General features: G+C 63.4%; 21 protein-coding genes. 8 read left to right on the top strand and 13 right to left on the bottom strand.

Annotated elements, in window-relative coordinates; all coding sequences use genetic code 11:
• Window positions 1-18 precede the first annotated feature (18 nt).
• The 3 genes from rpmE to ACB039_RS13005 all read left to right on the top strand — a co-directional run bounded on the left by rpmE (window position 19) and on the right by ACB039_RS13005 (window position 3,230).
• A complete protein-coding gene (gene rpmE, locus ACB039_RS12995; protein ID WP_041206593.1) occupies window positions 19-234 on the top strand; it encodes a 50S ribosomal protein L31 in 216 nt (71 codons plus the stop codon).
• 126 nt (window positions 235-360) lie between these two features.
• Window positions 361-1,794, top strand: coding sequence for a DUF2867 domain-containing protein (locus ACB039_RS13000; RefSeq protein WP_042649210.1), 1,434 nt, complete (start codon window positions 361-363; stop codon window positions 1,792-1,794).
• A 179-nt stretch (window positions 1,795-1,973) separates the two neighbouring features.
• Window positions 1,974-3,230 carry a malic enzyme-like NAD(P)-binding protein gene (locus ACB039_RS13005; RefSeq protein ID WP_042649212.1) on the top strand — a complete coding sequence of 419 codons (1,257 nt, stop codon included), beginning with the start codon at window positions 1,974-1,976 and terminating at the stop codon, window positions 3,228-3,230.
• Between the two features lie 66 nt (window positions 3,231-3,296).
• Here the strand turns inward: ACB039_RS13005 and ACB039_RS13010 are convergent, their stop codons facing one another.
• The 4 genes from ACB039_RS13010 to trmA all read right to left on the bottom strand — a co-directional run bounded on the left by ACB039_RS13010 (window position 3,297) and on the right by trmA (window position 6,938).
• Entirely contained in the window at window positions 3,297-3,476 is a 180-nt protein-coding gene (locus ACB039_RS13010) for a hypothetical protein (RefSeq protein ID WP_042649209.1), read from the bottom strand.
• 54 nt (window positions 3,477-3,530) lie between these two features.
• Window positions 3,531-4,856 (bottom strand): two-component system sensor histidine kinase RstB, encoded by a 1,326-nt coding sequence (rstB, locus tag ACB039_RS13015; protein WP_371165830.1) that lies wholly within the window; start codon window positions 4,854-4,856, stop codon window positions 3,531-3,533.
• A gap of 118 nt (window positions 4,857-4,974) precedes the next feature.
• On the bottom strand, window positions 4,975-5,685 hold the full coding sequence (rstA, locus tag ACB039_RS13020) for a two-component system response regulator RstA (RefSeq protein ID WP_042649207.1): 711 nt from the start codon (window positions 5,683-5,685) through the stop codon (window positions 4,975-4,977).
• A 146-nt stretch (window positions 5,686-5,831) separates the two neighbouring features.
• Entirely contained in the window at window positions 5,832-6,938 is a 1,107-nt protein-coding gene (trmA, locus tag ACB039_RS13025; protein ID WP_371165831.1) for a tRNA (uridine(54)-C5)-methyltransferase TrmA, read from the bottom strand.
• Window positions 6,939-7,107: 169 nt separating this feature from the next.
• On the opposite strand from trmA, the gene ACB039_RS13030 reads away from it, so the two are divergent.
• Window positions 7,108-8,244 (top strand): DUF5610 domain-containing protein, encoded by a 1,137-nt coding sequence (locus ACB039_RS13030; protein ID WP_371165852.1) that lies wholly within the window; start codon window positions 7,108-7,110, stop codon window positions 8,242-8,244.
• A gap of 85 nt (window positions 8,245-8,329) precedes the next feature.
• Window positions 8,330-8,863, top strand: coding sequence for an ATP--cob(I)alamin adenosyltransferase (locus ACB039_RS13035; protein ID WP_371165832.1), 534 nt, complete (start codon window positions 8,330-8,332; stop codon window positions 8,861-8,863).
• A gap of 64 nt (window positions 8,864-8,927) precedes the next feature.
• Here the strand turns inward: ACB039_RS13035 and malZ are convergent, their stop codons facing one another.
• From malZ to ACB039_RS13080, 9 genes are all read right to left on the bottom strand, one after another.
• A complete protein-coding gene (malZ, locus tag ACB039_RS13040; RefSeq protein WP_161507721.1) occupies window positions 8,928-10,757 on the bottom strand; it encodes a maltodextrin glucosidase in 1,830 nt (609 codons plus the stop codon).
• Between the two features lie 31 nt (window positions 10,758-10,788).
• Entirely contained in the window at window positions 10,789-11,637 is an 849-nt protein-coding gene (locus ACB039_RS13045; RefSeq protein WP_182310307.1) for an HDOD domain-containing protein, read from the bottom strand.
• A 69-nt stretch (window positions 11,638-11,706) separates the two neighbouring features.
• Window positions 11,707-12,126 (bottom strand): META domain-containing protein, encoded by a 420-nt coding sequence (locus ACB039_RS13050; RefSeq protein WP_005325473.1) that lies wholly within the window; start codon window positions 12,124-12,126, stop codon window positions 11,707-11,709.
• Between the two features lie 171 nt (window positions 12,127-12,297).
• Complete coding sequence (gene yegD / locus ACB039_RS13055) at window positions 12,298-13,659, bottom strand: molecular chaperone (protein WP_371165833.1); 1,362 nt, start codon at window positions 13,657-13,659, stop codon at window positions 12,298-12,300.
• Between the two features lie 279 nt (window positions 13,660-13,938).
• Window positions 13,939-14,928, bottom strand: coding sequence for a 2-hydroxyacid dehydrogenase (locus ACB039_RS13060; RefSeq protein ID WP_371165834.1), 990 nt, complete (start codon window positions 14,926-14,928; stop codon window positions 13,939-13,941).
• Between the two features lie 77 nt (window positions 14,929-15,005).
• On the bottom strand, window positions 15,006-15,485 hold the full coding sequence (locus ACB039_RS13065; RefSeq protein ID WP_371165835.1) for a CreA family protein: 480 nt from the start codon (window positions 15,483-15,485) through the stop codon (window positions 15,006-15,008).
• A gap of 20 nt (window positions 15,486-15,505) precedes the next feature.
• On the bottom strand, window positions 15,506-15,952 hold the full coding sequence (locus ACB039_RS13070) for a DUF962 domain-containing protein (protein ID WP_371165836.1): 447 nt from the start codon (window positions 15,950-15,952) through the stop codon (window positions 15,506-15,508).
• A gap of 159 nt (window positions 15,953-16,111) precedes the next feature.
• Window positions 16,112-16,969 (bottom strand): hypothetical protein, encoded by an 858-nt coding sequence (locus ACB039_RS13075; RefSeq protein ID WP_042649197.1) that lies wholly within the window; start codon window positions 16,967-16,969, stop codon window positions 16,112-16,114.
• Between the two features lie 187 nt (window positions 16,970-17,156).
• Window positions 17,157-17,543 carry a TraR/DksA C4-type zinc finger protein gene (locus tag ACB039_RS13080; RefSeq protein WP_005328486.1) on the bottom strand — a complete coding sequence of 129 codons (387 nt, stop codon included), beginning with the start codon at window positions 17,541-17,543 and terminating at the stop codon, window positions 17,157-17,159.
• A 462-nt stretch (window positions 17,544-18,005) separates the two neighbouring features.
• On the opposite strand from ACB039_RS13080, the gene ACB039_RS13085 reads away from it, so the two are divergent.
• The 3 genes from ACB039_RS13085 to ACB039_RS13095 all read left to right on the top strand — a co-directional run bounded on the left by ACB039_RS13085 (window position 18,006) and on the right by ACB039_RS13095 (window position 22,027).
• A complete protein-coding gene (locus ACB039_RS13085; RefSeq protein WP_005328484.1) occupies window positions 18,006-19,337 on the top strand; it encodes a glutamine synthetase family protein in 1,332 nt (443 codons plus the stop codon).
• 176 nt (window positions 19,338-19,513) lie between these two features.
• Window positions 19,514-20,875 (top strand): aspartate aminotransferase family protein, encoded by a 1,362-nt coding sequence (locus ACB039_RS13090; protein WP_371165837.1) that lies wholly within the window; start codon window positions 19,514-19,516, stop codon window positions 20,873-20,875.
• A 54-nt stretch (window positions 20,876-20,929) separates the two neighbouring features.
• Window positions 20,930-22,027, top strand: a complete 1,098-nt coding sequence (locus ACB039_RS13095) for an extracellular solute-binding protein (protein ID WP_139438034.1) — start codon at window positions 20,930-20,932, stop codon at window positions 22,025-22,027.
• Window positions 22,028-22,128: the final 101 nt, after the last annotated feature.

Below are 22,128 nucleotides of genomic sequence, written 5' to 3' on the forward strand. Positions count from 1 at the left end.
CTATAATCGAGGTTGTCCATGAAAGCTGGTATCCATCCTGACTACGTAGCCATCACCGCCAAGTGCTCTTGCGGTAACGTGATCAACACCTTCTCTACCCTGGGTAAAGATCTGAACCTGGACGTGTGCTCCGAGTGCCACCCGTTCTATACCGGCAAGCAGAAAGAAGTTTCTAGCGGCGGCCGCGTAGACAAGTTCAACAAGCGTTTCGGTGGTCTGACTGCCAAGAAGTAATATTACTTCTGAAGAATTCTGAAAAAGGCGCCCATCGGGCGCCTTTTTTGCTTGTTGGCGTTCTGTATTGCCTCGCTTTGCCCTATGGTGGGTGCGAGTCCATGGGGGATGGCAAGGAGTGTCGGAATGCGGAACTGTCTGGTGATGGGTGCGGCGGGTTACATAGGTTCCTATCTGGTACCCCACCTGCAAGGGTTGGGCTACAGGGTGATCGCCGGTGCGCGCCGCCCCTGCCGCCTGCCTGAGGGGGTGGAGTTCCGTCTCGCCGACAGCCTCAAGCCCATCACCCTGCTGCCGGCCCTTGCCGGGGTGGACACCGTCTTCTATCTGGTGCACGCCATGGGGGCAGGCGCCGGTTTTCACCGGTTGGAGCAGCAGGGGGTGAAGAACTTCGCCGCCGCCGCCCGCGCCGCCGGGGTGCGCCGCATCATCTATCTGGGGGCCATACAGCCGATCCCCTGCAACAGCCGCCACCTCAACTCCCGCCGCCACTGCGGCGAGCTGTTTCGAGAGGCGGGTGTACCCACGGTGGAGCTGCGTGCCGGCATCATCATAGGCCCGGGCTCGGCGGCGTTCGAGGTGATGCGGGATCTGGTGTTCAACCTGCCGATGATGGTGACGCCGAAGTGGGTGCGTTCCCGCACGCCCCCCATCGCCCTCTCCAACCTGTTGCACTATCTGGGCGGACTAGTGGAGGCCGACGGGGTGGATGGCCGCATCTTCAACGCGGCGGGCCCCGAGCTGCTCAGCTACCAGCAGCAGTTGCAGAAGTTTGCCACCCACATCGGCAAACGCTGCCCCATCATCCCCATCCCCTTCCTGAGCCCCCGACTCTCCGCCTGGTGGCTGCAGTTTGCCACCTCGGTGCCCCAACCCATTGCCAAGGCGCTGGTGGGTGGCCTCAAGCATGACATCCCGGCCGATGACGGTCCGCTGCGGGCCCTGCTGCCCCAGCACCTGCTCAGCTTTGACGAGGCGCTGACGGAGAGTCTGGCGCTGGAGCAGAAGCTCGGCGCCGAGCAGCAGGGCCAGGAGACGCCGCTCGGCCTGCGCTGGCGTCACCCCGAGTACGGTTTCTACGACCGTACCGCCAGCGGTGAGGCCGAGTGCCTCGCCTCGCCCGAGGTGGTGTGGCAGGTGCTGCAGCAGCTGGGGGGCGAGCAGCGCTACTTCTACATGAACGAGCTGTGGGTGGTGCGCGAATGGATGGATCACCTGATAGGGGGCCCGGCGCTCACCCGGGGCCGCACCAATCCGGATCGTTTCGTGAAGGGGGACATGCTGGACTCCTGGCAGATCCTCGGGGTGGACGAGGGGCGCAGGCTGGATCTGCTGTTCAACATGAAGGCCCCCGGTGTCGGGCGGCTGGAGTTCAACATCCAGCCCCAGGAGTCCGGCCTGACCCGGCTGCGGGTGACCGCCCACTGGCACCCTCAGGGTGCCTGGGGGCTGGCCTACTGGCTCGCCATGCTGCCCTTCCACCTCTTCATCTTCCAGGGGATGACGGAGGCCATCGCCCGTCAGGCGGAGCAGAGGGCCGGTATACCCGTGATGGATTGAAACCATATCTATAACTAAATGGGTATTCATTGTCGGTGATACGTGCTGATGATTGGCTCATCGGTGGATAACGGCAATACTTTCTACTGTGAAAGCCCGATGGTTTTCTTTATGATCCCGAGCCCTCGCCTGTGGCGAGCCAATGCACCACCACATTCACTTCCGTATCGGGGTCCCCCATGTCCGATCTGCGTCACGATCTTCGTCAACAAGCGCTCGATTACCACGCCCAACCCATTCCCGGCAAGATAGCCATCGCCCTTACCAAACCCGCCGAGACCGCCCGCGATCTGGCGCTGGCCTACAGCCCGGGTGTGGCCGAGCCGGTGCGCGAGATCGCCGCCAATCCCGATGATGCCTACCGCTACACCGGCAAGGGTAACCTGGTGGCCGTCATCTCCAACGGCACCGCCATCCTCGGTCTTGGCAATCTGGGGCCGCTGGCCTCCAAGCCGGTGATGGAGGGCAAGGCCCTGTTGTTCAAGCGCTTCGCCGGCATCGACGCCATCGACATCGAGGTGAAACACGAGACCAGTGCGCAGTTCATCGACACTGTCGCGGCCATCGCCGATACCTTCGGTGGCATCAATCTGGAAGACATCAAGGCCCCCGAGTGCTTCGAGATCGAACAGGTGCTGATCGAGCGCTGCGACATCCCGGTGTTCCACGATGATCAGCACGGCACCGCCATCGTCACCGCCGCCGGTCTGCTCAACGCGCTGGAAGTGCAGGGCAAGCGCATCGAACAGAGCCGCATCGTCTGCATGGGCGCCGGGGCCGCCGCCACCGCCTGCATGGACCTGCTGATCAAGTGTGGCGCCGCGCCACACAACATCTTCATGCTGGACCGTCAGGGGGTGATCCACACCGGTCGCACCGATCTCAACCAGTACAAGCAGCGCTTCGCCAACGAGACTCCGCTGCGTACCCTGATGGATGTCATCGACGGGGCGGACGTGTTCGTCGGCGTCTCCGGCCCGGACGTGCTGCCTGCCGAGGCGGTGGCGCTGATGGCCCCCAACCCGGTGATCTTCGCCTGCTCCAACCCGGATCCCGAGATCAAGCCGGCCCTGGCGCACTCGGTACGTAGCGATCTCATCATGGGCACGGGTCGCTCGGACTATCCGAACCAGATCAACAACGTCATCTGCTTCCCCTTCATCTTCCGCGGCGCCCTGGATGCGCGCGCCAGCCGCATCAACGACGCCATGAAGATAGCGGCGGTGGAGGCCATTCGCGGCCTGGTCAAGGAGCCGGTCCCGGCCGAGGTGCTGACCGCCGCCGGGGTGAGCGAGCTCACCTTCGGCAAGGAGTACGTCATTCCCAAGCCGATGGATGCCCGTCTGCTGCCCCGCGTGGCCCGCGCCGTGGCGCTGGCGGCGGTGGCCTCCGGCGTGGCGCGCATCGCACTGCCGGCAGATTACATGCAAGATTGAGCCGCCTGAACACGACAAAAGGGGCCCCATGATGGGGCCCCTTTTCATTGGGGGCTTGTGCGCCTGTTACTTGGTCTTGGGGGCCACTTTCACGGCCGGTGCGGCATGGGTCGCCTTGTGATGCTTTTTCACCACCTTGGTCTGGGTCGCGTGGGGGGCGGCAGCCTTGGTCGGGGTGGCAGCCATGGTGAAGCCGGAGGTCAGGGCGAAGACAGCGGCCAGGCTCAGGGGGATCAGCTTTTTCATATTCCAGTTCCTCGTTCGGTTTGATGACATGGAGCGGCTCTCCATGACGTCATCCTAGGGCTGTTCAACCTGTGGTTCAGTGAGCGACTGGTGACGGTTTGTATCCAAATGTACGGGCAGCCTGAGGCAGAAGCGGGCACCGCTGCTGCTCGGGAGCAGCTGTACCTCGCCGCCGTGGTGGCGGGCTATGCTGCGCACTATGGCGAGACCGAGCCCGGTGCCGCCGGTGCGCCTGTCCCGGCTCTGATCCAGCCGCACGAAGGGCTCGAAGATCTGGGGCGCCAGCGCGGGATCGATACCGGGGCCGTCGTCGGCCACCTCCAGCAGATAGTGATCCTGCTGCCGACTCATGGCGAGGCTCACCCGGCTGGTGGCGTGGCGCAGGGCGTTGCCGATGAGGTTCTCCAGCGCTCTGTCCAGCAGGCGGATGTCGCCGTGCCAGGGCAAGGCCATGGCCGGGCGTACGAAATCGAGCCGGGTCTGTGGCCGCAGCGCCTGCCAGTCCGGGAGGCGGCTACCGGCCCAACTGGCCAGTTCCAGCTCGCTGCACTGCAGCGGCAGCTCAGGGCGATCCAGCCTGGCGTAGGTGAGCATCTCCTCGATGAGGGCGTCCAGGGCGCCGAGATCCCGCTCCAGCCCCTGCTGCTCCTCGGTGGTGGGAGGCTCGGCCAGCATGGCGAGCCGGTAGCGCAGCCGCACCAGGGGGGTGCGCAGCTCGTGTGCGATGGCGTCGGTCAGCTGCTTGCGGCTGGCCAGCATGGCCTGCAACTGCTCCGTCATCTGATCGAAGGTGCGGCCCACCCGGCCCAGGCTGCTGCCGGGGGGCAGGCCGGTGCGGCTGGAGAGATCCCCATCGCCGACCCGGCGGGCTGTCTGTTCGAGTTGCTGCAGGCCGCGCCAGTGGGGACGCAGCCAGAGCAGGATGGGGAGACCGAGGGAGAGGCCGATGAGCAGCAGCAGGCCCACATCCACCCAGTGCAGCTCGTGCAGGTAGGATAGGTAGGGCACGGGGCCGACGATCAGCACCTGATCGGTGCCGGGGATGCGCTGCAGGAAGGTGTCATCTTCCTCGACGATGACGATGTTGCCCGCCTCGAGAAAGGCCTGATCCTCCCTGGCCAGCGGCTGGTTGGCGAGGGCCCCGATCCGCAGCGGTAGGGTGAGCTGGCGGCTCTGCTCCGCCATGCGGGCGGGCCAGTGCGCCGGCGGCAGCCGGGCCAGCTCACCGGTGAGCAGGCCGAGGGAGCCTTGCATCATCCGCTCCAGATAGCGATCCCCCGCCCGCTCGGCACTGACCTGATAGACCAGACCGATGAGCAGGATGGCGAGGCAGAAGCAGCCGATCAGCAGCAGGTAGAACTGGATAAACAGGCGTCGCATGGAGGTTCTCCTCTTGCCTGGGTTGCGTCTTGGCGTTGTTTTGTTATCCCCTCATCCCCAACCCTTCTCCCGCAAGGGGAGCAGGGAGCAGAGAGCATCAACGTCATTCGGTAACTGTTTATTCCCAGGCCTGGGGCACCAGCAGATAACCCTTCTGGCGCACCGTCTTGATCCGGGTCGGGTTGTTGCTGTCATCCCCAAGCCGGCGGCGCAGGCGGGAGATGGCCACGTCCATGCTGCGGTCCTGGCCGTCGTAATCGCGGCCCCGCAGGCTGCGAAACAGCGCCTCCCGTCCCAGGATCTGGCCGGCGTGGCAGGCCAGCTCCCACAAGAGATCGAAGTCGGCGGTAGAGAGGGGCACGCTGTCGCCATCGAGGCGCACGTCCCGACCCGGCCCGTCGATCCGCAGGCGGCCGAATTGCAGGCGCTGGGGCGGGGGGCTGGGAGCGAGTGGTTGGGATGCCCGCAGCCCCTGCTGGCGGAACTGGACCCGCAGCCGGGCCAGCAGCACGGGGGGCGGCGTGGTCTTGAGGATGTAGTCGTTGGCCCCCAGCTCCAGACTGAGGATCTGGTTCATGTCGCTGTCCAGCGAAGTGAGCATGACGATGGGACCGGCAAAACGCGGGCGCAGATCCCGGCACAGGGAGAGGCCGTCCTGTCCCGGCAGCATGATGTCGAGCAGCACCAGGTCGGGCTGCTCGACCTCCACCCTGGCGAGCGCCAGATCGCCCCGGCTCTCCAGCAGCACTTCTATGTCGTGGCGACCGAGCCAGCTGCTGATGAGCTGGCCTATGTCGGGATCATCTTCAACAAACAGAACGCGTGGCATGGTGGCGTGGCCCCGGCTATGGCGCGAATGCGCGTGTCGCCAGCATAACGGCTGCGCCAGCGCTCTGCACCGGGATAACTAATCAAACAGGGCCCGAGGCCCTGTTCTCATTCTGCCTGTCGAAGGGGATTGGCGTCCCTGCGGTATCAGCCTGCCTTGCGGCGCAGATAGACCCCGGCCTCCATATGGTGGGTCCAGGGGAACTGGTCGAACAGGGCGAAGCGGGCGATCTTGTGGGTCTCGCCGAGGACCGCCATGTTGGCCTGCAGGGTCTCCGGGTTGCAGGAGATGTAGAGAATGTTGTCGTACTCCTGCACCAGCTTGACCGTGGCGTCGTCAAGGCCGGCACGGGGCGGGTCGACGAAGATGGTGTTGCACTGGTAAGCGCCGAGATCGACCCCCTTGAGGCGGTTGAACTCCCGCTCGCCGCGCATCGCCATGGTGAACTCCTCCGCCGACATGCGCAGGATGATCAGGTTGTCGACCCCGTTGGCGGCGATGTTGTACTGGGCTGAATCCACGCTCGGCTTGGCGATCTCGGTGGCCAGCACCTTGCGGAAGTTCTGGGCCAGGGCGATGGAGAAGTTGCCGTTGCCGCAGTAGAGCTCCAGCAGGTCACCCTCGCTGTCGTGGGTCACGTCCAGCGCCCAGCCCAGCATCTGCTCGTTGATGGCGGCATTGGGCTGGGTGAAGCTGTTCTCCACCTGCTTGTAGACCAGCTCGCGCCCCTGCACGTTGAGCCGCTCGATGACGAACTCCTCCCCCAGGCAGATCTTCTGCTTGTGGGCGCGGCCAATCAGTTGCAGATCGAACCCCTGGGCCCGCAGGTCGGCCTGCAGGGCCTCGGCAGCTTGCTGCCACTCCGCCTCCAGCTTGCGGTGGTAGAGCAGGCTGACGCACAGCTGGCCGGACTGGGTGGAGAGGTAGTCTATCTGGAACAGCTTGCGGCGCAGTACGGGGTGCGGGCGCAGCCCTGCCAGCAGCACTGGCATCAGCCGGTTGATGAGCAGGCTGGCGGTGGGGAAGCTGTCGACCCGGATGATCTCCTTGGTGGCCTGGGCATACATGCAGTGGAAGAGGTCATCCCCCTCGTGCCAGATGCGGAACTCGGCACGCATCCGGTAGTGCTCGGCGGGGGAGGCATGGACCTCAAGCGCGGGCGGATTGAAGTCGGCGAACAGCTGGGTGAGGCGATCGCGCTTTTCGTCGAGCTGGGCCTGGTAGTCGGCGGGGGTCCGCTGGGATTGGGTCATAGATACCTCAGATGCACACCGGCAGGGCCGGGCAGAAACCGGGGGAAGGCCGCAGCCAACCAAAGGGTGGGGATTTTAAAAGGCCGTCGCGGATTGTCCAAGTTTTTTGTGGTCAAGAAGTGGCCAGTCGGGCCGATAACCGATCCACCAGTATGGCGGGAGAGTGATGATGCAGATCGATGGCATGGGCGCAGCCCAACCCAAGGGAGTGGGCATTGCTCCCAAATCGCCTCAACAGGCAGAGTCGAAAACGGCGGGCAAGGGGGATGAGGTCTCCCTGAACAAGCCCCCGAAGTGGGCCCAGGTGCTGATCCAGCAGGCGCTGCAATTCGCGCTGGAGATCAACGGCCAGCACTATCAGGCCCCCAAGAGTCAGGAGTTCAAGCTGGATCCGCCAGAGGCAATCACCCCGGAGACCTTGTTCGATTACGAGACGGTGGCGGACAACGTGCTGCAGTTTGTCACCGGACGGCTGGGCGCGGCCCGTGCCGACGGCAAGTCGGATGAGGAGCTGGCCAAGATGATGGAGCAGGCCCGCAAAGGCGTGGACATGGGCTTCGGCGACGCCAGAAAGCAGCTCGGGGACTGGGCGGACAACGAGGACATCAAGACCGGCATGGATCAGAGCTACAAGCTGATCCAGGAGGGGCTGGAGTCCTTCGAGCAAGAGTTCTTCGGCGAGGTCTCGACCACGGATCTCGGGGCGGCCAAGATGGCCAGTCGGCAGCAGGCCTTCCTCGAGATCGAGACCCGGGACGGGGACAAGGTGATGCTGAGGTTCAGCGACAGCTGGCAGTTCAAGTCCCGTAACGACGGGAGCGGCAGCCAGTTCAGCCTCAAGTCGAGCCAGAGCTTCGACTTCTCCCTGGAAGGGGATCTCGACAGTGGCGAGATGGAGGCCATCGGCAAACTGGTCAAGGGGCTGGACGAGCTGGCTGGCCAGTTCTTCGGAGGCGGGGAGGGTAAGACCCTGGCCGACAGGCTGGACGGGTTGCAACTGGACGACAGTCAGCTGGCCTCATACTCCCTCAAGCTCAAGCAGTCGGCCCGCTTGAGCCAGACCTATCAGGGGGCCCATTCGCTGCAGGAGGGCCTCAAGCCGCTGGCGGACTATCTGCCGAAGCTGAGCCAGTTGCAGCAGCAGGCCGATGCCCTGTTGCCGCCTGCCCAGCAGCAGGCGTTGACCCCTGCAGTACTGGCGGCGCGAGGCCAGAGTGAGGGGGCAGAGGGCGCCGGTTTCATGGGCTTCAACCAGCGGATGCTGGAGGCCATGAGGCTGCTCGGCCAGCAGATGGCGACCACCTGATCCCGGTTCGTCACCTCTCTGATGTGGCGTTTGCCAGCCCGGGCCCGGGCTGGCAAACTGCCCTTTTCTCCAGCCAGACGATGCCATGAACCCCAAGAAGCCAAGAGACAAGCGCGAGCTCTGCTACCCCTTCATCTTCGAGACCCAGTTCCAGTGTGACTACGAGATCGCCACCGACGAGCTCTGCTGTCAGGTGGGGGCCGTGCTCCCCCATCTGGTGCCGGATGAGGATACCCGGCCCGTGCTGGCGGATCTGGCGACCCTGCAACGACTCATCTACAACCTCAACGGCTCGGTGCGTGGCAGGCTCGGGATCTTCGAGGAAGATCTGGACTGGCTGAAGGGGCGTTACGATCACTACAACGAGGCGAGCCGCGGCCGGGTGACCGGCTTCGTGCTGCCCCAGGGGCCGCAGCCAATCCCCACCCTGCACCTGTGCCGCTGCGGCAGCAAGAAGGTGGTGCGCCTGCTGGTGCGCCTCGAAGAGAGCGGCGTGCGCTTCGACTCCATTCTCTATCGTTTCGCCAACCTGCTGGCCAACTTCTTCTTCGTGCTGACCGTCTACCTCAAGCAGGCGTGGAATGTGCCGGAAGTCCCCTACGTCAGCATCAACTACTGAGGTTGCCGGGGTTTGCCGAAGCAACATGAAGAAAAACCGGAGCCTTGGGCTCCGGTTTTTGTTGTCAGCTCGACAGCAGCACCCTGGCCGAGTTGGCCGGTATGGTGAGCTGCACCTCCCCTTGCACCACCTCGAACTTGTCGCCGTTGAAGGCGTCGGTGAAGCGGCTGGCGGGGCTGGCGGTCTGCCACAGGGGCAGGCTGATGGTGCGCGGCTCCGTGGGGTGGCGGTTGCAGGCCACCACCACCTGATCGCTTTGCAGGGTGCGGGCAAACACATAGCTGTGAGGGCCGGCGTAGAGGGTCTGGATGTCCCCCCGGCGCAGGGCCGGGCGCTGCTTGCGGATCTGGATCAGGCGGCGGTAGTGATCGTGCAGCACGTGATCCCAGTCTGTGGTGTCCCAGGGGAAGCAGCGACGGCAGTCCGGATCGTTGCCGCCGGAGAGCCCCACCTCGTCGCCGTAGTAGATGGAGGGCACACCGATATAGGTGATGAGCAGGGTGGCGGCGAGCCGCATCCGCTGCTTGTCCTCCCCCAGCAGGCGCAGGAAGCGGGCGGTGTCGTGGCTGTCCAGCAGGTTGAACTGGGCCAGCTGGTTCTTGAAAGGGATATGAGCCCGGGCCAGCTTGAGCCAGCGGTCCAGCTCCTCGGCGCTGATCCGGATGGGGTGATAGGCGATGTCCTGCCCCGCCAGGAAGGCGCGGATGGGGTGGGCGAAGCCGTAGTAGTTCATGGCGCCGTCCTCCTGATCCCCCTGCAGCCACTGGCTTGCCTCGAAGAAGTGTTCGCCGAGCACGTAGGCGTCAGGGTTCTCCTGCTTCACCGCGCCGCGAATGGCGCGCACATGGCCGCTGTTGCCCATGGCCGAGCCCCGTTCCCCCAGCATGTGGATGACGTCGAAGCGCCAGCCATCGATCTGGTAGGGGGCACGCATCCAATAGCGCAGAATGGCGTTGTCTGCCCGATACACGGCGTCTTGCACCTGCTCACTGGAGAAGTCCAGCTTGGGCAGGCTGCGAATGCCCTTCCAGCTGACGTAGTCCCCCTCGGTGTCGAAGGTGTAGAAGCTGCGCCAGGGGGAGTCAGGGTTGCTCTGGGCCCCCAGCGGCGGGCAGAACCAGGGGTGATCGGTGGAGGTGTGGTTGACCACGGCGTCCAGGATGATCTTCATGCCGCGCTGGTGCAGGTTGCGGGTCAGCTCGGCAAACTGGGCATTGGTGCCGAGGTGCGGGTCGACACTGTAGTAGTCCTGGGTGTCGTACTTGTGGTTGCTCGGCGAATCGAAGATGGGGTTGAGGTAGAGCGCCGTTACGCCGAGGGATTGCAGGTAGTGCAGCTTGGCGTCTATCCCCGCCAGATCCCCGCCGTAGAACTCGCAGGCGCCGTGGCCCTCCTCGTGGCGACTGACCGGTTCTCCCCAGGCCTTGCTGATGACCGCCTTGCCGCGGTACTCATACTCGTGATGCTTGACGCTCAGCGAGGGATCGCCGTTGCAGAAGCGGTCGGGGAAGATCTGGTAGAAGACCTGATCCTGTACCCAGGTCGGCGGCTGGTGATGGCTGTTGAAGCGGAAATGCTGCTCCCGCGGCGGCATGGCGGCGCTGACGCCCGCCCCGTGCAGCCACCACTGCTCCTCGTCTGTAAGACATTTGAAGCAGTAGAGGTGGATCTCCTGCCCCCTGGCCAGCGGCAGCTCGACCTGCCAGACCTGCAGCCTGTCCCGGGTCGAGACCGGGCGCATGGCCACCAGGTACTCCTCGTTGTCCGGCTCGTGACGCAGCCACACCTCGCGGATGGGGGCGTCCAGCTCGCTGAACAGGGTGAGCAACAGGGTATCGGCACTCTCTTTGAACCAGGGTGCCACCTGGGGATGAAACAGGAAGGGATGGGTCATGGTATCTACTGCATCAGAGGGTGGCCAGAGGCTACTGGGTCAGGAGGTCGGCGAGGGCATTGCCCTGTTCGTGAAGTTGCTCCAGCTGATCCGCCAGGGTGGCGGGATCCAGCCCGAGCTGGTCGGCCAGCGGCTTGGGGAAGCGCGCTATGATGGCCTGGGCCGGTACCCCGGCGTGCCAGGCGAAGGAGACGAAGACGGCGAGCCGGATCAGCACCGCCTCCTTGCTGACGGGATCGTGAGAGAGGGGATCCAGCTGCTGGGCGATGGCATCGACGAAGGAGGCCGACAGGTTCCATCGTTTCGCCAGCTCGGCGCCGAGCTGGGCATAGTCGTACCCCAGCATCTCCCGCTGGGCCTCGACCCGGCTGCTCCCCTTCTCGATGGCCAGGTTGATGAGCCCGGCCTCCTCCGGCAAGGTGCTCTGGATCAGCAGCTCGCCGATGTTGTGAATGAGGGCGCAGGTGAAGGCGCTCTCCGGATCCACCGCCTTGGTCTGCTGGGCCAGGGTGCGGGCTATGGTGGCGACCTGGAAGGTCTGGGTCCAGAAGCGGTGCTTGTCAAAGCCAGGGGGGGCCTTGAAGCTGCTGATGATGCCGGAGGCGACCACCACGGAGCGCAAGCGGTTGAAGCCGAGACGGATCACCGCCTGCTCGATGGAGGTCACCTCGTTGCCCCGGCGCAGGGCGGCGGAGTTGGCCATCCGCAGCACTTTGACGCTGATCACCTGGTCCATGGCGATCTTGGCCGCGATCTCGTCGATGCGGGCATTCTCATCGTTGAAACTCTGCATCAGCTCGTGCAGCAGTTGCGGGATTGTGGGCAGTTGTTTGATCTTGCCAAACAGGCGATCCATCGACATGGCTGAGGCAGCCTCCATTGCGAACATTGCCTCATATTGTGCCACAGCTGGGTCAGTTGTTCCTGTCGGTGAGTGGTTTTGTGAGCCCTAGTACACCCAGTCTCGCAGTTTGTATTCCAAACGGTGCTGTTTTCCGGTCAGGATCAGGGTCTGTGGCGTGCCGCTCAGGGTGGCACCCTCGGTCAGGGTGGTCAGCACCGCCTGCTCCACGGCATCGAGCGGCGCCAGACAGGCCATCTCGGTGTTGCCCAGGCTGGTGACCCAGAGTCTGTCATCCTCGAGGTGGCCCTGGCCGAAGTAGCGGTTGCAGCCGGCGATGCCATTGACGGTGAGGTGTTCCCCTATCTCTATGTCGGGGGGATTGATGCGGCTGCTGGGGATGGCCTGGCCATCCAGCTTGTCGAGCACCCAGTGGTGGTGCTGCAGATCTTGCGAGGCGAAGCGGGGAGTACTGCTGCAGGCGCTGAGCAGGAGCAGGGCGAGCAGCAGTAGCAGAAATCTGGGCATGAAAGGGGCTCCGGTGGGGGGAGTGACAAGCATACCCGTGCCATGGCTCGGGAGGCAGGGCACGGGGGGGCCGGCCCGACCGCTTCTGTCGCCCTCAGGGAGAGGGGGGTGTCGGTAAATGGCAACACCTGCCCCGGCTGAGCCTGCTTATCCATGGCTCCCCTGACCGTCTCAGCCGGCGAACAACCGCTCGGCGTAACGGGCGAGCCCCGAGGCCACAGAACCGAAGTCATCCCCTCCCTCCAAAGGCACGGCGGGCAGCTTCTGGCGAATGAAGGCCTTGATGAGAGGGGAGCGGGCGCTACCGCCGGTGACGAAGATCCGGTCCGGTGCCACGCCGGCGGCGGCGATCGCCTCGTCCATCAGCTCGCCAATCTTCTCCAGCAGGGGGGCGGAGGCACTTGCCAGTTGAGGGCGGGTGAGTTCCGCCTCCAGCCCCTTCTCCAGCTCATTCAGGGTCTGGTTGTTGAGCTCATGGTCGGACAGGGCGATCTTGCCCTGCTCGGCGCGCCACACCAGCTGGTGGCTCAGCTTGTGGGCCCGCAGGCTGGCGAGCCGTGAGAGTTTGCTGCCGGGCTGGCTGTCGAGCTGCAGATCCTGCAGCTGGCGGGCGGTATCCAGGCTGTAGAAGCGACTCTGGGCGCTGACGTCGTTGATGGCGGCCGCGTCCCAGAACAGCGGATGGGGCAGTGGCTTGCCGGTCTTGAGGGTCTCGTGCATGCCGAGCAGCGGCATCATGCCCTCCACCGTTAGCCGGATGTCGAAGTCGTTGCCGCCGATGCGCTGGCCGCTGTGGCCGAGCAGATCGCCGCTGCGATCCAGCCGGTCGCGGTGGCTCGGGCCCATGCGCAGCATGGAGCAGTCCGTGGTGCCGCCGCCTATGTCCACCACCAGCACCACGGCATCCTCGCTGAGGCGCGCCTCGAACTCGAAGCCGGCGGCCACCGGCTCGTAGAGAAACTCCACCCGCTCGAAGCCGGCGAGGCGGGCCGCCTCACCCAGGATAGCGATGGCCTGGCGGTTGCTCTCCTCCCCGGCCAGCCCCTGGAAGTTGACCGGGCGACCGATCACCGCCTGGCGCACCGGGGCTCCGGTCTGCTGCTCCGCCTCGTGGCGGACGTGCAGCATCATGGCGCAGACGATGTCCTCGAACAGGGCTATCTGGGGCGCCTTGAGGCCGTAGGCCCCGAGGAAGGATTTCGGCGACTTGATGTAGTAACCGTCATCCGGCTCCTCCAGGTAGCGCTCCAGCGCCGCACCGCCGAAGCTGAGCTCGTCGATGAGTCCCTCTTCGCGCATCTGGCGGCGCACCGCCTGGGCCCGGGTCACCACGGGGCCACGCAGCTTGAGGTACTCCGCCTGCTGCGTACTTGCCAGCCGTTCGGCCAGCAGGCCGGCGATGGCGTCCCGGTGTGGGGCGTGCAGGGTGGAGGGGAGGTAGTGGGAACCGGAGAGGGTCAGCAGCCTGGGGCTGCCCTGTTCCATCACGGCGACGGCACAGTTGGAGGTACCGTAATCAAATCCGATAAACATGGGTGCCAGACTCCAGAGTAAAAAAGGAGGACTGGCCTACCCGAAGGTGCCGGGTCTTACAACCCGGCGCACAGTCGGAGGTACAGTGAGCAAATCCGATGAACATGCTTGCCAGACTCCTGTACAAAAAAGGGCTGGTAGCCTACCCGAAGGCGCCGAGTCTCACAACCCGGCGCCATGGTTATTGCGGTCGAAGGGGGCAACAGGGCGAGCGGGGTGTCTGTCTGCGCAGGAGACAGAGGGAGTGGCTCCCTCTGTTTTCATCGCTGCGGGGAGGTGTCACTCCACCTCGTTGTCGCTGCGGCCCTGGCTCTCTATGGCCTGGAGGTTGCCGAGGGTGGTGTCGGCGATGGCGTGCAGCGCCTCCCGGGTCAGGAAGGCCTGGTGACCGGTGAACAGCACGTTGTGGCAGGCGGAGAGGCGGCGGAAGATGTCATCGGTGATCACCTCGTTGGACTTGTCCTCGAAGAAGAGATCTTCCTCCTCCTCGTAGACGTCTAGCCCCAGGGCGCCGATGCGGGAGGTCTTGAGGGCTTCGATGGCGGCGTTAGAGTCGAGCAGGCCGCCCCGGCTGGTGTTGATGATCATCACCCCGTCCTTCATCTTGGCGAAGGCCTCCTTGTTCAGCAGGTGGTAATTCTCCTTGAACAGGGGGCAGTGCAGGCTGATGACGTCGGACTGACGCAGCAGGGTGTCGATGTCCACGTATTCGGCCCCCAGATCGATGGCAGCCTGGTTCGGGTAGGGATCGCTCACCAGCAGGCGCATGCCAAAGCCCTTGAGGATGCGCAGGGTGGCGATGCCGATCTTGCCGGTGCCTATGATGCCGGCGGTGCGGCCGTGCATGTTGAAGCCGACCAGCCCCTCCAGGGAGAAGTTGGCATCGCGGGTGCGCTGGTAGGCCTTATGGATGCGGCGGTTGAGGGTCATCATCAGGCCCACCGCGTGCTCGGCGACGGCCTCGGGGGAGTAGGCGGGCACCCGCACCACTTTCAGACCCAGCTCCTTGGCGGCCACCAGATCCACGTTGTTGTAACCGGCGCAGCGCAGGGCGATGACCTTGGTGCCGTTGGCGGCCAGCTCGGTCAGCACCTCCCGGTCGGCGTCATCGTTGACGAACAGGCAGATCACGGGGAAGTGATGGGCGAGGCGGGCTGTCTTGGCCTCCAGCCGTACGTCGAAGAACTCCAGCTCGAAGCCGTACTGGCTGTTGGCCTGATTGAAGTGTTCCTTGTCGTAGCTCTTGGTACTGAAAACGGCGACTCTCATGGGGCGCTCTCCGCAGATAATGATGTGGTTAAATTACAACAAATAGTGACTGTCATCACGGGATAAATGGTGGGGATTCAGCCCCACGGCATGATGGGAACGGCGCTCACAGCACTCTTGTACGAACCATCCACCAACTTGGTGCTGTACGTCAGATAGACAAGGGCATTGCGCTTCTCGTCGTAAAAACGCACCACCTTCTGCTCCTTGAACACCAGGGAGGTGCTGACGTCGAACACCTCTTCCCCGGCTTTGAGTTTGGCGGGCAGGGTGATGGGGCCTGTCTGGTGGCACGACAGTGAGGCGTGGGAGGGATCTTCCGCCAGCCCGAGACCGCCTTTGACGCCCCCGGTCTTGGGGCGCGCCAGATAGCAGGCGACACCGGCGATTTTCGGGTCGTCGAACGCTTCCACCAGGATCTTGTGGTTCGGGCCAACCAGCTTGAAGGCGGTGCTCACCTCGCCGACGGGATCGGCCTTGTCGGCCAGCGCCGGACCGGCAAACAGCGCGCCCAGCAGCAGAGGCAGGGCGCGGGTAAGGGGGGAGTTGTGTGTCATGATTTCTCCTTTGGCTTCCCTCAGTAGGGGATGCCCAAGCGACGATAGAGGCTGGCCAGCACCCAGGCGGGGCCTACCAGCAGAAATTGCAGGTCGGCGAGGAAGGAGGGGCGCTTCCCCTCTATCCGGTGGCCGACGAACTGGGCTACCCAGAGCAGCGCGAAGCCGCACAGGGCGGGCCACAGCAAGGGGCCTTGCCAGCTGTGGCAGAGGACCAGCCCCAGCGCGGTCAACGCCGTCATTCCCACGAACAGGGCAAACGACAGCTGCAGGTAGAAGGCCAGCACCGGAATGGCCGTCAGCACCGCGCAGTTGAGGTACGGCGGCAACGGGCCTGCCGGCAGACACCAGAGCAGGGCCAGGGTGCAGAGGTAGATACCAGGCACGGCCACCTTGTGGATGGCCACATTGACCGGGTGCTGGTGGCTCTGGCCGTAGTCGCTGAACCAGTCGTCGAGTCGCTTCATGGCACCTCCCTGGTGCGGCGGTTGAAACCGGCCCGCTCATTCCCTGCGAGCCTGTGGTCTGGGACTCACGCCCTTTGTCGCGGTGGAAAGTCCCAGCGCCAGTGCGCCGGAATCCCGGCGTTACTGCCCTTGCCTAGGGGGACAGTCCCAATCCCGGCATTACTGCCTGGGCGGATAATCCCAATATTGGGCTGGAATGCTCCTGAGCAAGGGGGTCATGTCCGGGTTGGGCAGGGAGATGGTGACCCGCTGCTCCAGATTCGCGCTGGCCAGGGCCTCGCGGATCCTGGGATTCTCGTGGAAGAACTTCATGAAGCTGCCGTCGGCATAGGCCCGCTCCAGCCCTGTCTGGATCGCCTTGGCCAGCTTGGGAGACTCTGGGCTGACGAAGAAGAACTCGGCGAAGGGGTAGCGGATCAGCAGGTGCTGCTCTATGGCGAGATTGGGGTACTGGGCCGCCAGCTCACGGCGTTCCGCGAAGATCTCCACCAGACCGCGGGGAAAGAAGTCGAGCTTGTCGCCGTCGTTGATGAGACGGAACAGGTTGCTGTAGCGTCCCGCATAGGTTGCTATGCCCGCCTGCTCCAGGATCTTGTTGTCGGCCCAGCCGACCCCCTGGGCCGCCTTCAGCTGCCGGAGATCCGCCAGGGTGTTGACCTGGTTGAACTTCTCCTGGGCATCGCCGTGGATGAACGACAGCCGCAGTCCTTCCAGACCACGGAACAGCGGAATGGGGACGGGGATCAGGGCGGATTCGAGGGTGCTGGAGGTACCCATCCAGAACACGTTGATGGTTTTGCCCTTGCGCAGCTCCTGCTGCAGGGTGAACTGATTGAGATTGAGGTCGACCCGCTTCAGCTTGTAGGGCTGTCCGGCACGGTCGAGTGCCAGCTCCAGCAGCTTGAGCTGGTATTCGCTGTCGAGGTCATTGATCGGTCGGCTGGGAACCTTGACGGTGAGCGTCTGCGCCTGTGCCAGCAGCGGCAGGCACAAACACAGCTTGATGAGCCATTTCACGCTCTGATCTCCTGTAGAGTCCGGGACTTGCCCGGAGTCTAACAGAAGTTGTCACGCTCTTGCTGTGAAGCCGCGAACAAGGCTCATGTGCGGCCCGGCATGCTCGTCTGTCTAGACGGACGCCGCTGCCTGTGCACGGCCTTGCCTGCAGCCCGGTGCGACAAGGTGGTGACGGTTCACTGGCGTATCAGGCGACGCGGCGGAACACGTGGGTATCGTTGAATTCCTTGGTGCTCTGGCACTCGACGCAGAAGCGGGACTCAGGACGAGCCTGCAGCCGCTTGAGGGAGATCTCGTCACCGCAGGATTCGCAGTAGCCAAAGTCTCCTTCATTGATGCGTTTCAACGCCCCTTTCAGCTTGCGCAGATGCAGCTTGTCGTGCTCGATGCGGTTCAGCTCCAGACGGCGGGCCTCCTCGATGCTGGCACGATCAATTTCATCGGCCATCTCGTTGGTATCGGTGGCGATGGCCTGGCTGGCTTGGGAGTTGAGACGCTCTTCGAGCTCGAGGATTTGTCGCTCGATCTGACCCTTGTAAAAGGCCAGTTGGTCTTCAGTCATGAAATCACACATAGGGTTTGCTACCAGTCAGTTTCCCAATTTTTCCCATTTATGGGGGCTGTCGGCCCGCAGACCAAGCCCCTGTAGTCCGATTTGCACCAAATCCATGCAGGAGAGTGCAAATCAGGGCGGGCCTTGTACCAAAAAAATGCAGGTATGCAAAGCGAATCGGATAAGGATTGTGCGCCCTTGCAAAGAAATGGGCCCGCTCCGACAGGGGCTGACTGAGTATCGAGCAGGATCTGTCCATCCTTGGCATCGGGCTTGCAGTGGGCTGATCATGGCACAGGGTGTTTAGTATTTGGTGCCGCGCTGGTCATTATATCAGCCGTTGTTTATAGTTTTTTAAACACCACTGCTTGACAAAGGCCTTTATCGCGGGCTTTTATGGTGAGGTCGATTACATTTTCTTAACAAGGGTGTTCCTTATATTAGACACCCTTGCCAATGACAACCGTAGAGTCGGGGTTTAACATGGACAGTATCAAGGGCTGGATGGAGAGCAATCGCATCACGGAAGTGGAGTGCCTGTTCCCGGATTTCACCGGCAATGCCCGAGGCAAGATCATTCCAGCCAACAAGTTTCTGCGCGAAGGGGGCATGCGGCTGCCCGAGGTCATCTTCACCCAGACGGTGACCGGCGAGTACCCGGATGACGACAGCATGATCGACCCGCTGGAGCGGGACATGCAGCTCTATCCCGATCCCAACACCATTCGTTTCGTGCCCTGGGCACTGGAGCCCACGGCTCAGGTGATCCACGACTGTTTCGACATCAATGGCAAGCTGATCGACATAGCGCCGCGCTCCGTGCTGCGCCGGGTCCTGTCATTTTACGAGAAGCAGGGCTGGAAGCCGGTGGTGGCCCCCGAGCTCGAATTCTATCTGGTCAAGCGCAACGAAGACCCCGACTATCCGCTGGTGCCGCCGGTGGGCCGCAACGGCCGCCCCGAGACGGCTCGCCAGTCGTTCAGCATCGATGCGGTCAACGAATTCGATCCCATCTTCGAGGACATGTACGACTACTGCGAGGCCCAGGAGCTGGAGGTGGACACCCTGATCCACGAGTCCGGCGCTGCCCAGATGGAGATCAACTTCCTGCACGGTGACGCCATCGATCTCGCCGACCAGGTGTTCCTGTTCAAGCGCACCATGCGGGAGGCTGCCCACCGTCACGGCATCTATGCCACCTTCATGGCCAAGCCCATGAGCGATGAGCCTGGCTCCGCCATGCACATCCACCAGAGCCTGGAAGACGCCGAGGGGCGGAACCTGTTTGGCACCAGCGAAGGGGGCAACTCCGCCCTGTTCATGCACTTCATCGCCGGCCTGCAGAAGTACACCCCGGCAGTGACCGCCCTGCTGGCGCCGAACGTCAACTCCTACCGCCGCCTCACCTTCGGCGAGAGCGCGCCGCGCAACGTGCAGTGGGGCGTGGAAAACCGCACCTGCGGCCTGCGGGTACCCTTCTCCGAGCCGAGCGCGCGCCGGGTCGAGAACCGCTTCGCCGGTGCCGACGCCAACCCCTATCTGGCGCTGGCCGCCACCCTGGCCTGTGGCTACCTCGGCATGCTGGAGAAGCTGGAGCCGATGCAGGAGATGAAGGCGAGTGCCTATGACCTGCCCTACAGCCTGCCCCGCTCCTTGGAGGAGTCGCTCAGCCATCTGGAGCAGTGCGAGCCCATCAAGGACATGCTGGGGGAGCGTTTCATCCGCGCCTTCGTCGCGGTCAAGCGCAAGGAGTACGAGACCTACTTCGGGGTGATCAGCCGCTGGGAACGGGAATTCCTGCTGCTGAACGTCTGACCCGTCTCGGGAGGGGCGCAGATCCCTCCCGTCACTCTCAAAGCAAGATGGCACTGGCTCGTGAGGGGCCGCCGATGGCGCCCGCTCGCTGCCGCACCGTGCCCGTGGGTCAGCCCATGGATGCCTGCACGACGATCGCTTAAATCGCTTACATCGAAGGAACCGAGGAGCAAGCAATGAAGCAGACCACCCGCGAGTGGCAACAGCTGGATGCCAGCCACCACCTGCATCCCTTTACCGACTTTCAGGCCCTGAACAAGAAGGGCAGTCGCATCATCACCAAGGCCGAGGGGGTCTATCTGGAAGACTCCGACGGGCGCCGCATCCTGGACGGGATGGCGGGCCTGTGGTGCGTCAACCTGGGCTATGGCCGCCAGGAGCTGGTGGATGCCGCCACCAGACAGATGCAGCAACTGCCCTATTACAACCTCTTCTTCCAGACCAGCCATCCCCCCGCCGCCGAACTGGCGACCCTGCTGGCCGAGATCACGCCGCCCCATCTCAACCACGTCTTCTTCACCGGCTCGGGCTCCGAGTGCAACGACACTGTGCTGCGCATGGTGCGTCACTACTGGGCCAGCAAGGGGCAGCCTGACAAGCAGGTGATCATCAGCCGCCACAATGCCTACCACGGCTCCACGGTGGCGGGGGCCAGTCTGGGGGGCATGAAGGGCATGCACGCCCAGGGTGGCCTGCCCATTCCCGGCATAGTCCACATCGATCAGCCCTATCACTTCGGCGAGGGGGAGGGCATGAGCGCCCACGAGTTCGGCCTGGCCCGTGCCCGCCAGCTGGAAGAGAAGATTCTGGAACTGGGGGTGGACAAGGTGGCGGCCTTCATCGGCGAGCCTATCCAGGGGGCCGGCGGCGTCATCATTCCGCCCGACAGCTACTGGCCCGAGATCCAGCGCATCTGTGACAAGTACGGCATCCTGCTCATCGCCGACGAGGTGATCTGCGGTTTCGGTCGCACCGGCCACTGGTTCGCCAGCGAAGGATTCGGCATCAAGCCTGACCTCATGTGTCTGGCCAAGGGCATCACCTCGGGTTACCTGCCGATGGGGGCCGTGATGGTGGGGGACAGGGTCGCCAAGGTGCTGGTGGAAGAGGGGGGCGAGTTCAACCACGGCTTCACCTACTCCGGTCATCCGGTGGCTTGCGCCGTGGCCATCGCCAACATCCAGCTTATGCAAAGCGAGAGCATAGTTAAGCGAGTTCATGATAGTATCGGCCCCTATTTGCAGCGCCGCTGGAGCGAGCTTGCCGATCACCCGCTGGTGGGGGAAACCCGGGGGAAAGGCCTGGTCGCCGCGTTGGAAATAGTCCAGGACAAACAGACGAAACGTCGTTTCCCGGCCGAACTGCACGCCGGGATGACCTGTCGGGAGTTCTGTTTTAACAATGGCTTGGTGATGAGGGCTGTCGGCGATACCATGATCATATCGCCCCCCTTGGTGATCACCGAGGAACAGGTGGATGAATTGGTCAAACTGGCCAGGCTCAGTCTGGATCTGACGGCTGCAAAGCTGCGGGAATAGGCTGCAACCGGGCAGATTGGCTTACGCATACAATTTGCTTAGGAGACAAGGACTATGTCTTTTAAAAAGGGAATGATGGCTGCTTCCGTGGCGCTGGTCATGATGAGTACCGGGGCGATGGCCGACGAGAAGGTGCTGCACGTCTACAACTGGAGCGACTACATCGCGCCGGACACGCTGGAAAACTTCCAGAAGGAGACGGGCATCAAGGTGGTGTACGACGTGTTCGACAGCAACGAGGTGCTGGAAGCCAAGTTGCTGGCGGGCAGTTCGGGTTATGACATTGTCGTCCCGTCCAACCCCTTCCTGGCCAAGCAGATCAAGGCAGGCGTCTTCCAGAAGCTGGACAAGTCCAAACTCTCCAACTGGCAGAATATGGATGTCGATCTGCTCAAGGCGCTCGAACCGAGCGATCCGGGCAACCAGTACTCCATCCCTTACCTGTGGGGCACCATTGGCTACGCCTACAACGCCGAGAAGGTGAAGGCCGTGCTGGGTGCCGATGCGCCGGTCAACTCCTGGGATCTGGTGTTCAAGCCGGAGAACATGGCCAAGTTGAAGGAGTGCGGTGTCTCCTTCCTCGACTCGCCGACCGAAATGCTGCCGGCCGCCCTGCAATACCTGGGCTTCAAGCCGGATAGCCAGAAGCCGGACGAGTTGAAGAAGGCAGAGGAGCTGTTCCTCTCCATCCGCCCCTATACCGCCTACTTCCACTCCTCCAAGTACATTTCGGATCTGGCCAACGGCAACCTGTGCGTGGCGGTCGGTTACTCCGGTGACCTGCAGCAGTCCAAGGCACGGGCCGCCGAGGCCAAGAACGGTGTCAGCCTGACTTACACCATTCCGAAAGAGGGGGCAGGCAGCTTCTTCGACATGATCGCCATCCCGGCGGATGCCAAGAACGTCGAGGCCGCCCACACCTTCATCAACTATCTGATGAAGCCGGAGGTGATCGCGAACATCACCAACGTGGTGCAGTTCCCGAACGGCAACAAGGCAGCTACCCCGCTGGTGGACGAGGCGATCCGCAACGATCCGGGCATCTACCCGACGGCGGACACCCTCAAGAAGATCTACACCTTCCCGGATCTGCCGGCCAAGGTGCAGCGTCTGATGACCCGCAGCTGGACCAAGATCAAATCAGGTAAGTAAGTGACGAGTACCCCTCCCGGTCCGCAGTTCGGCCGGGAGGGTGGTGACCACCCGACAGGATGGACGGCGCGAATGGATGCGCGACTGGCAAAATCACACAA

The sequence above is a fragment of the Aeromonas sp. S2(2024) genome (assembly GCF_041402505.1).
Classification (GTDB): Bacteria; Pseudomonadota; Gammaproteobacteria; order Enterobacterales; family Aeromonadaceae; genus Aeromonas; species Aeromonas media.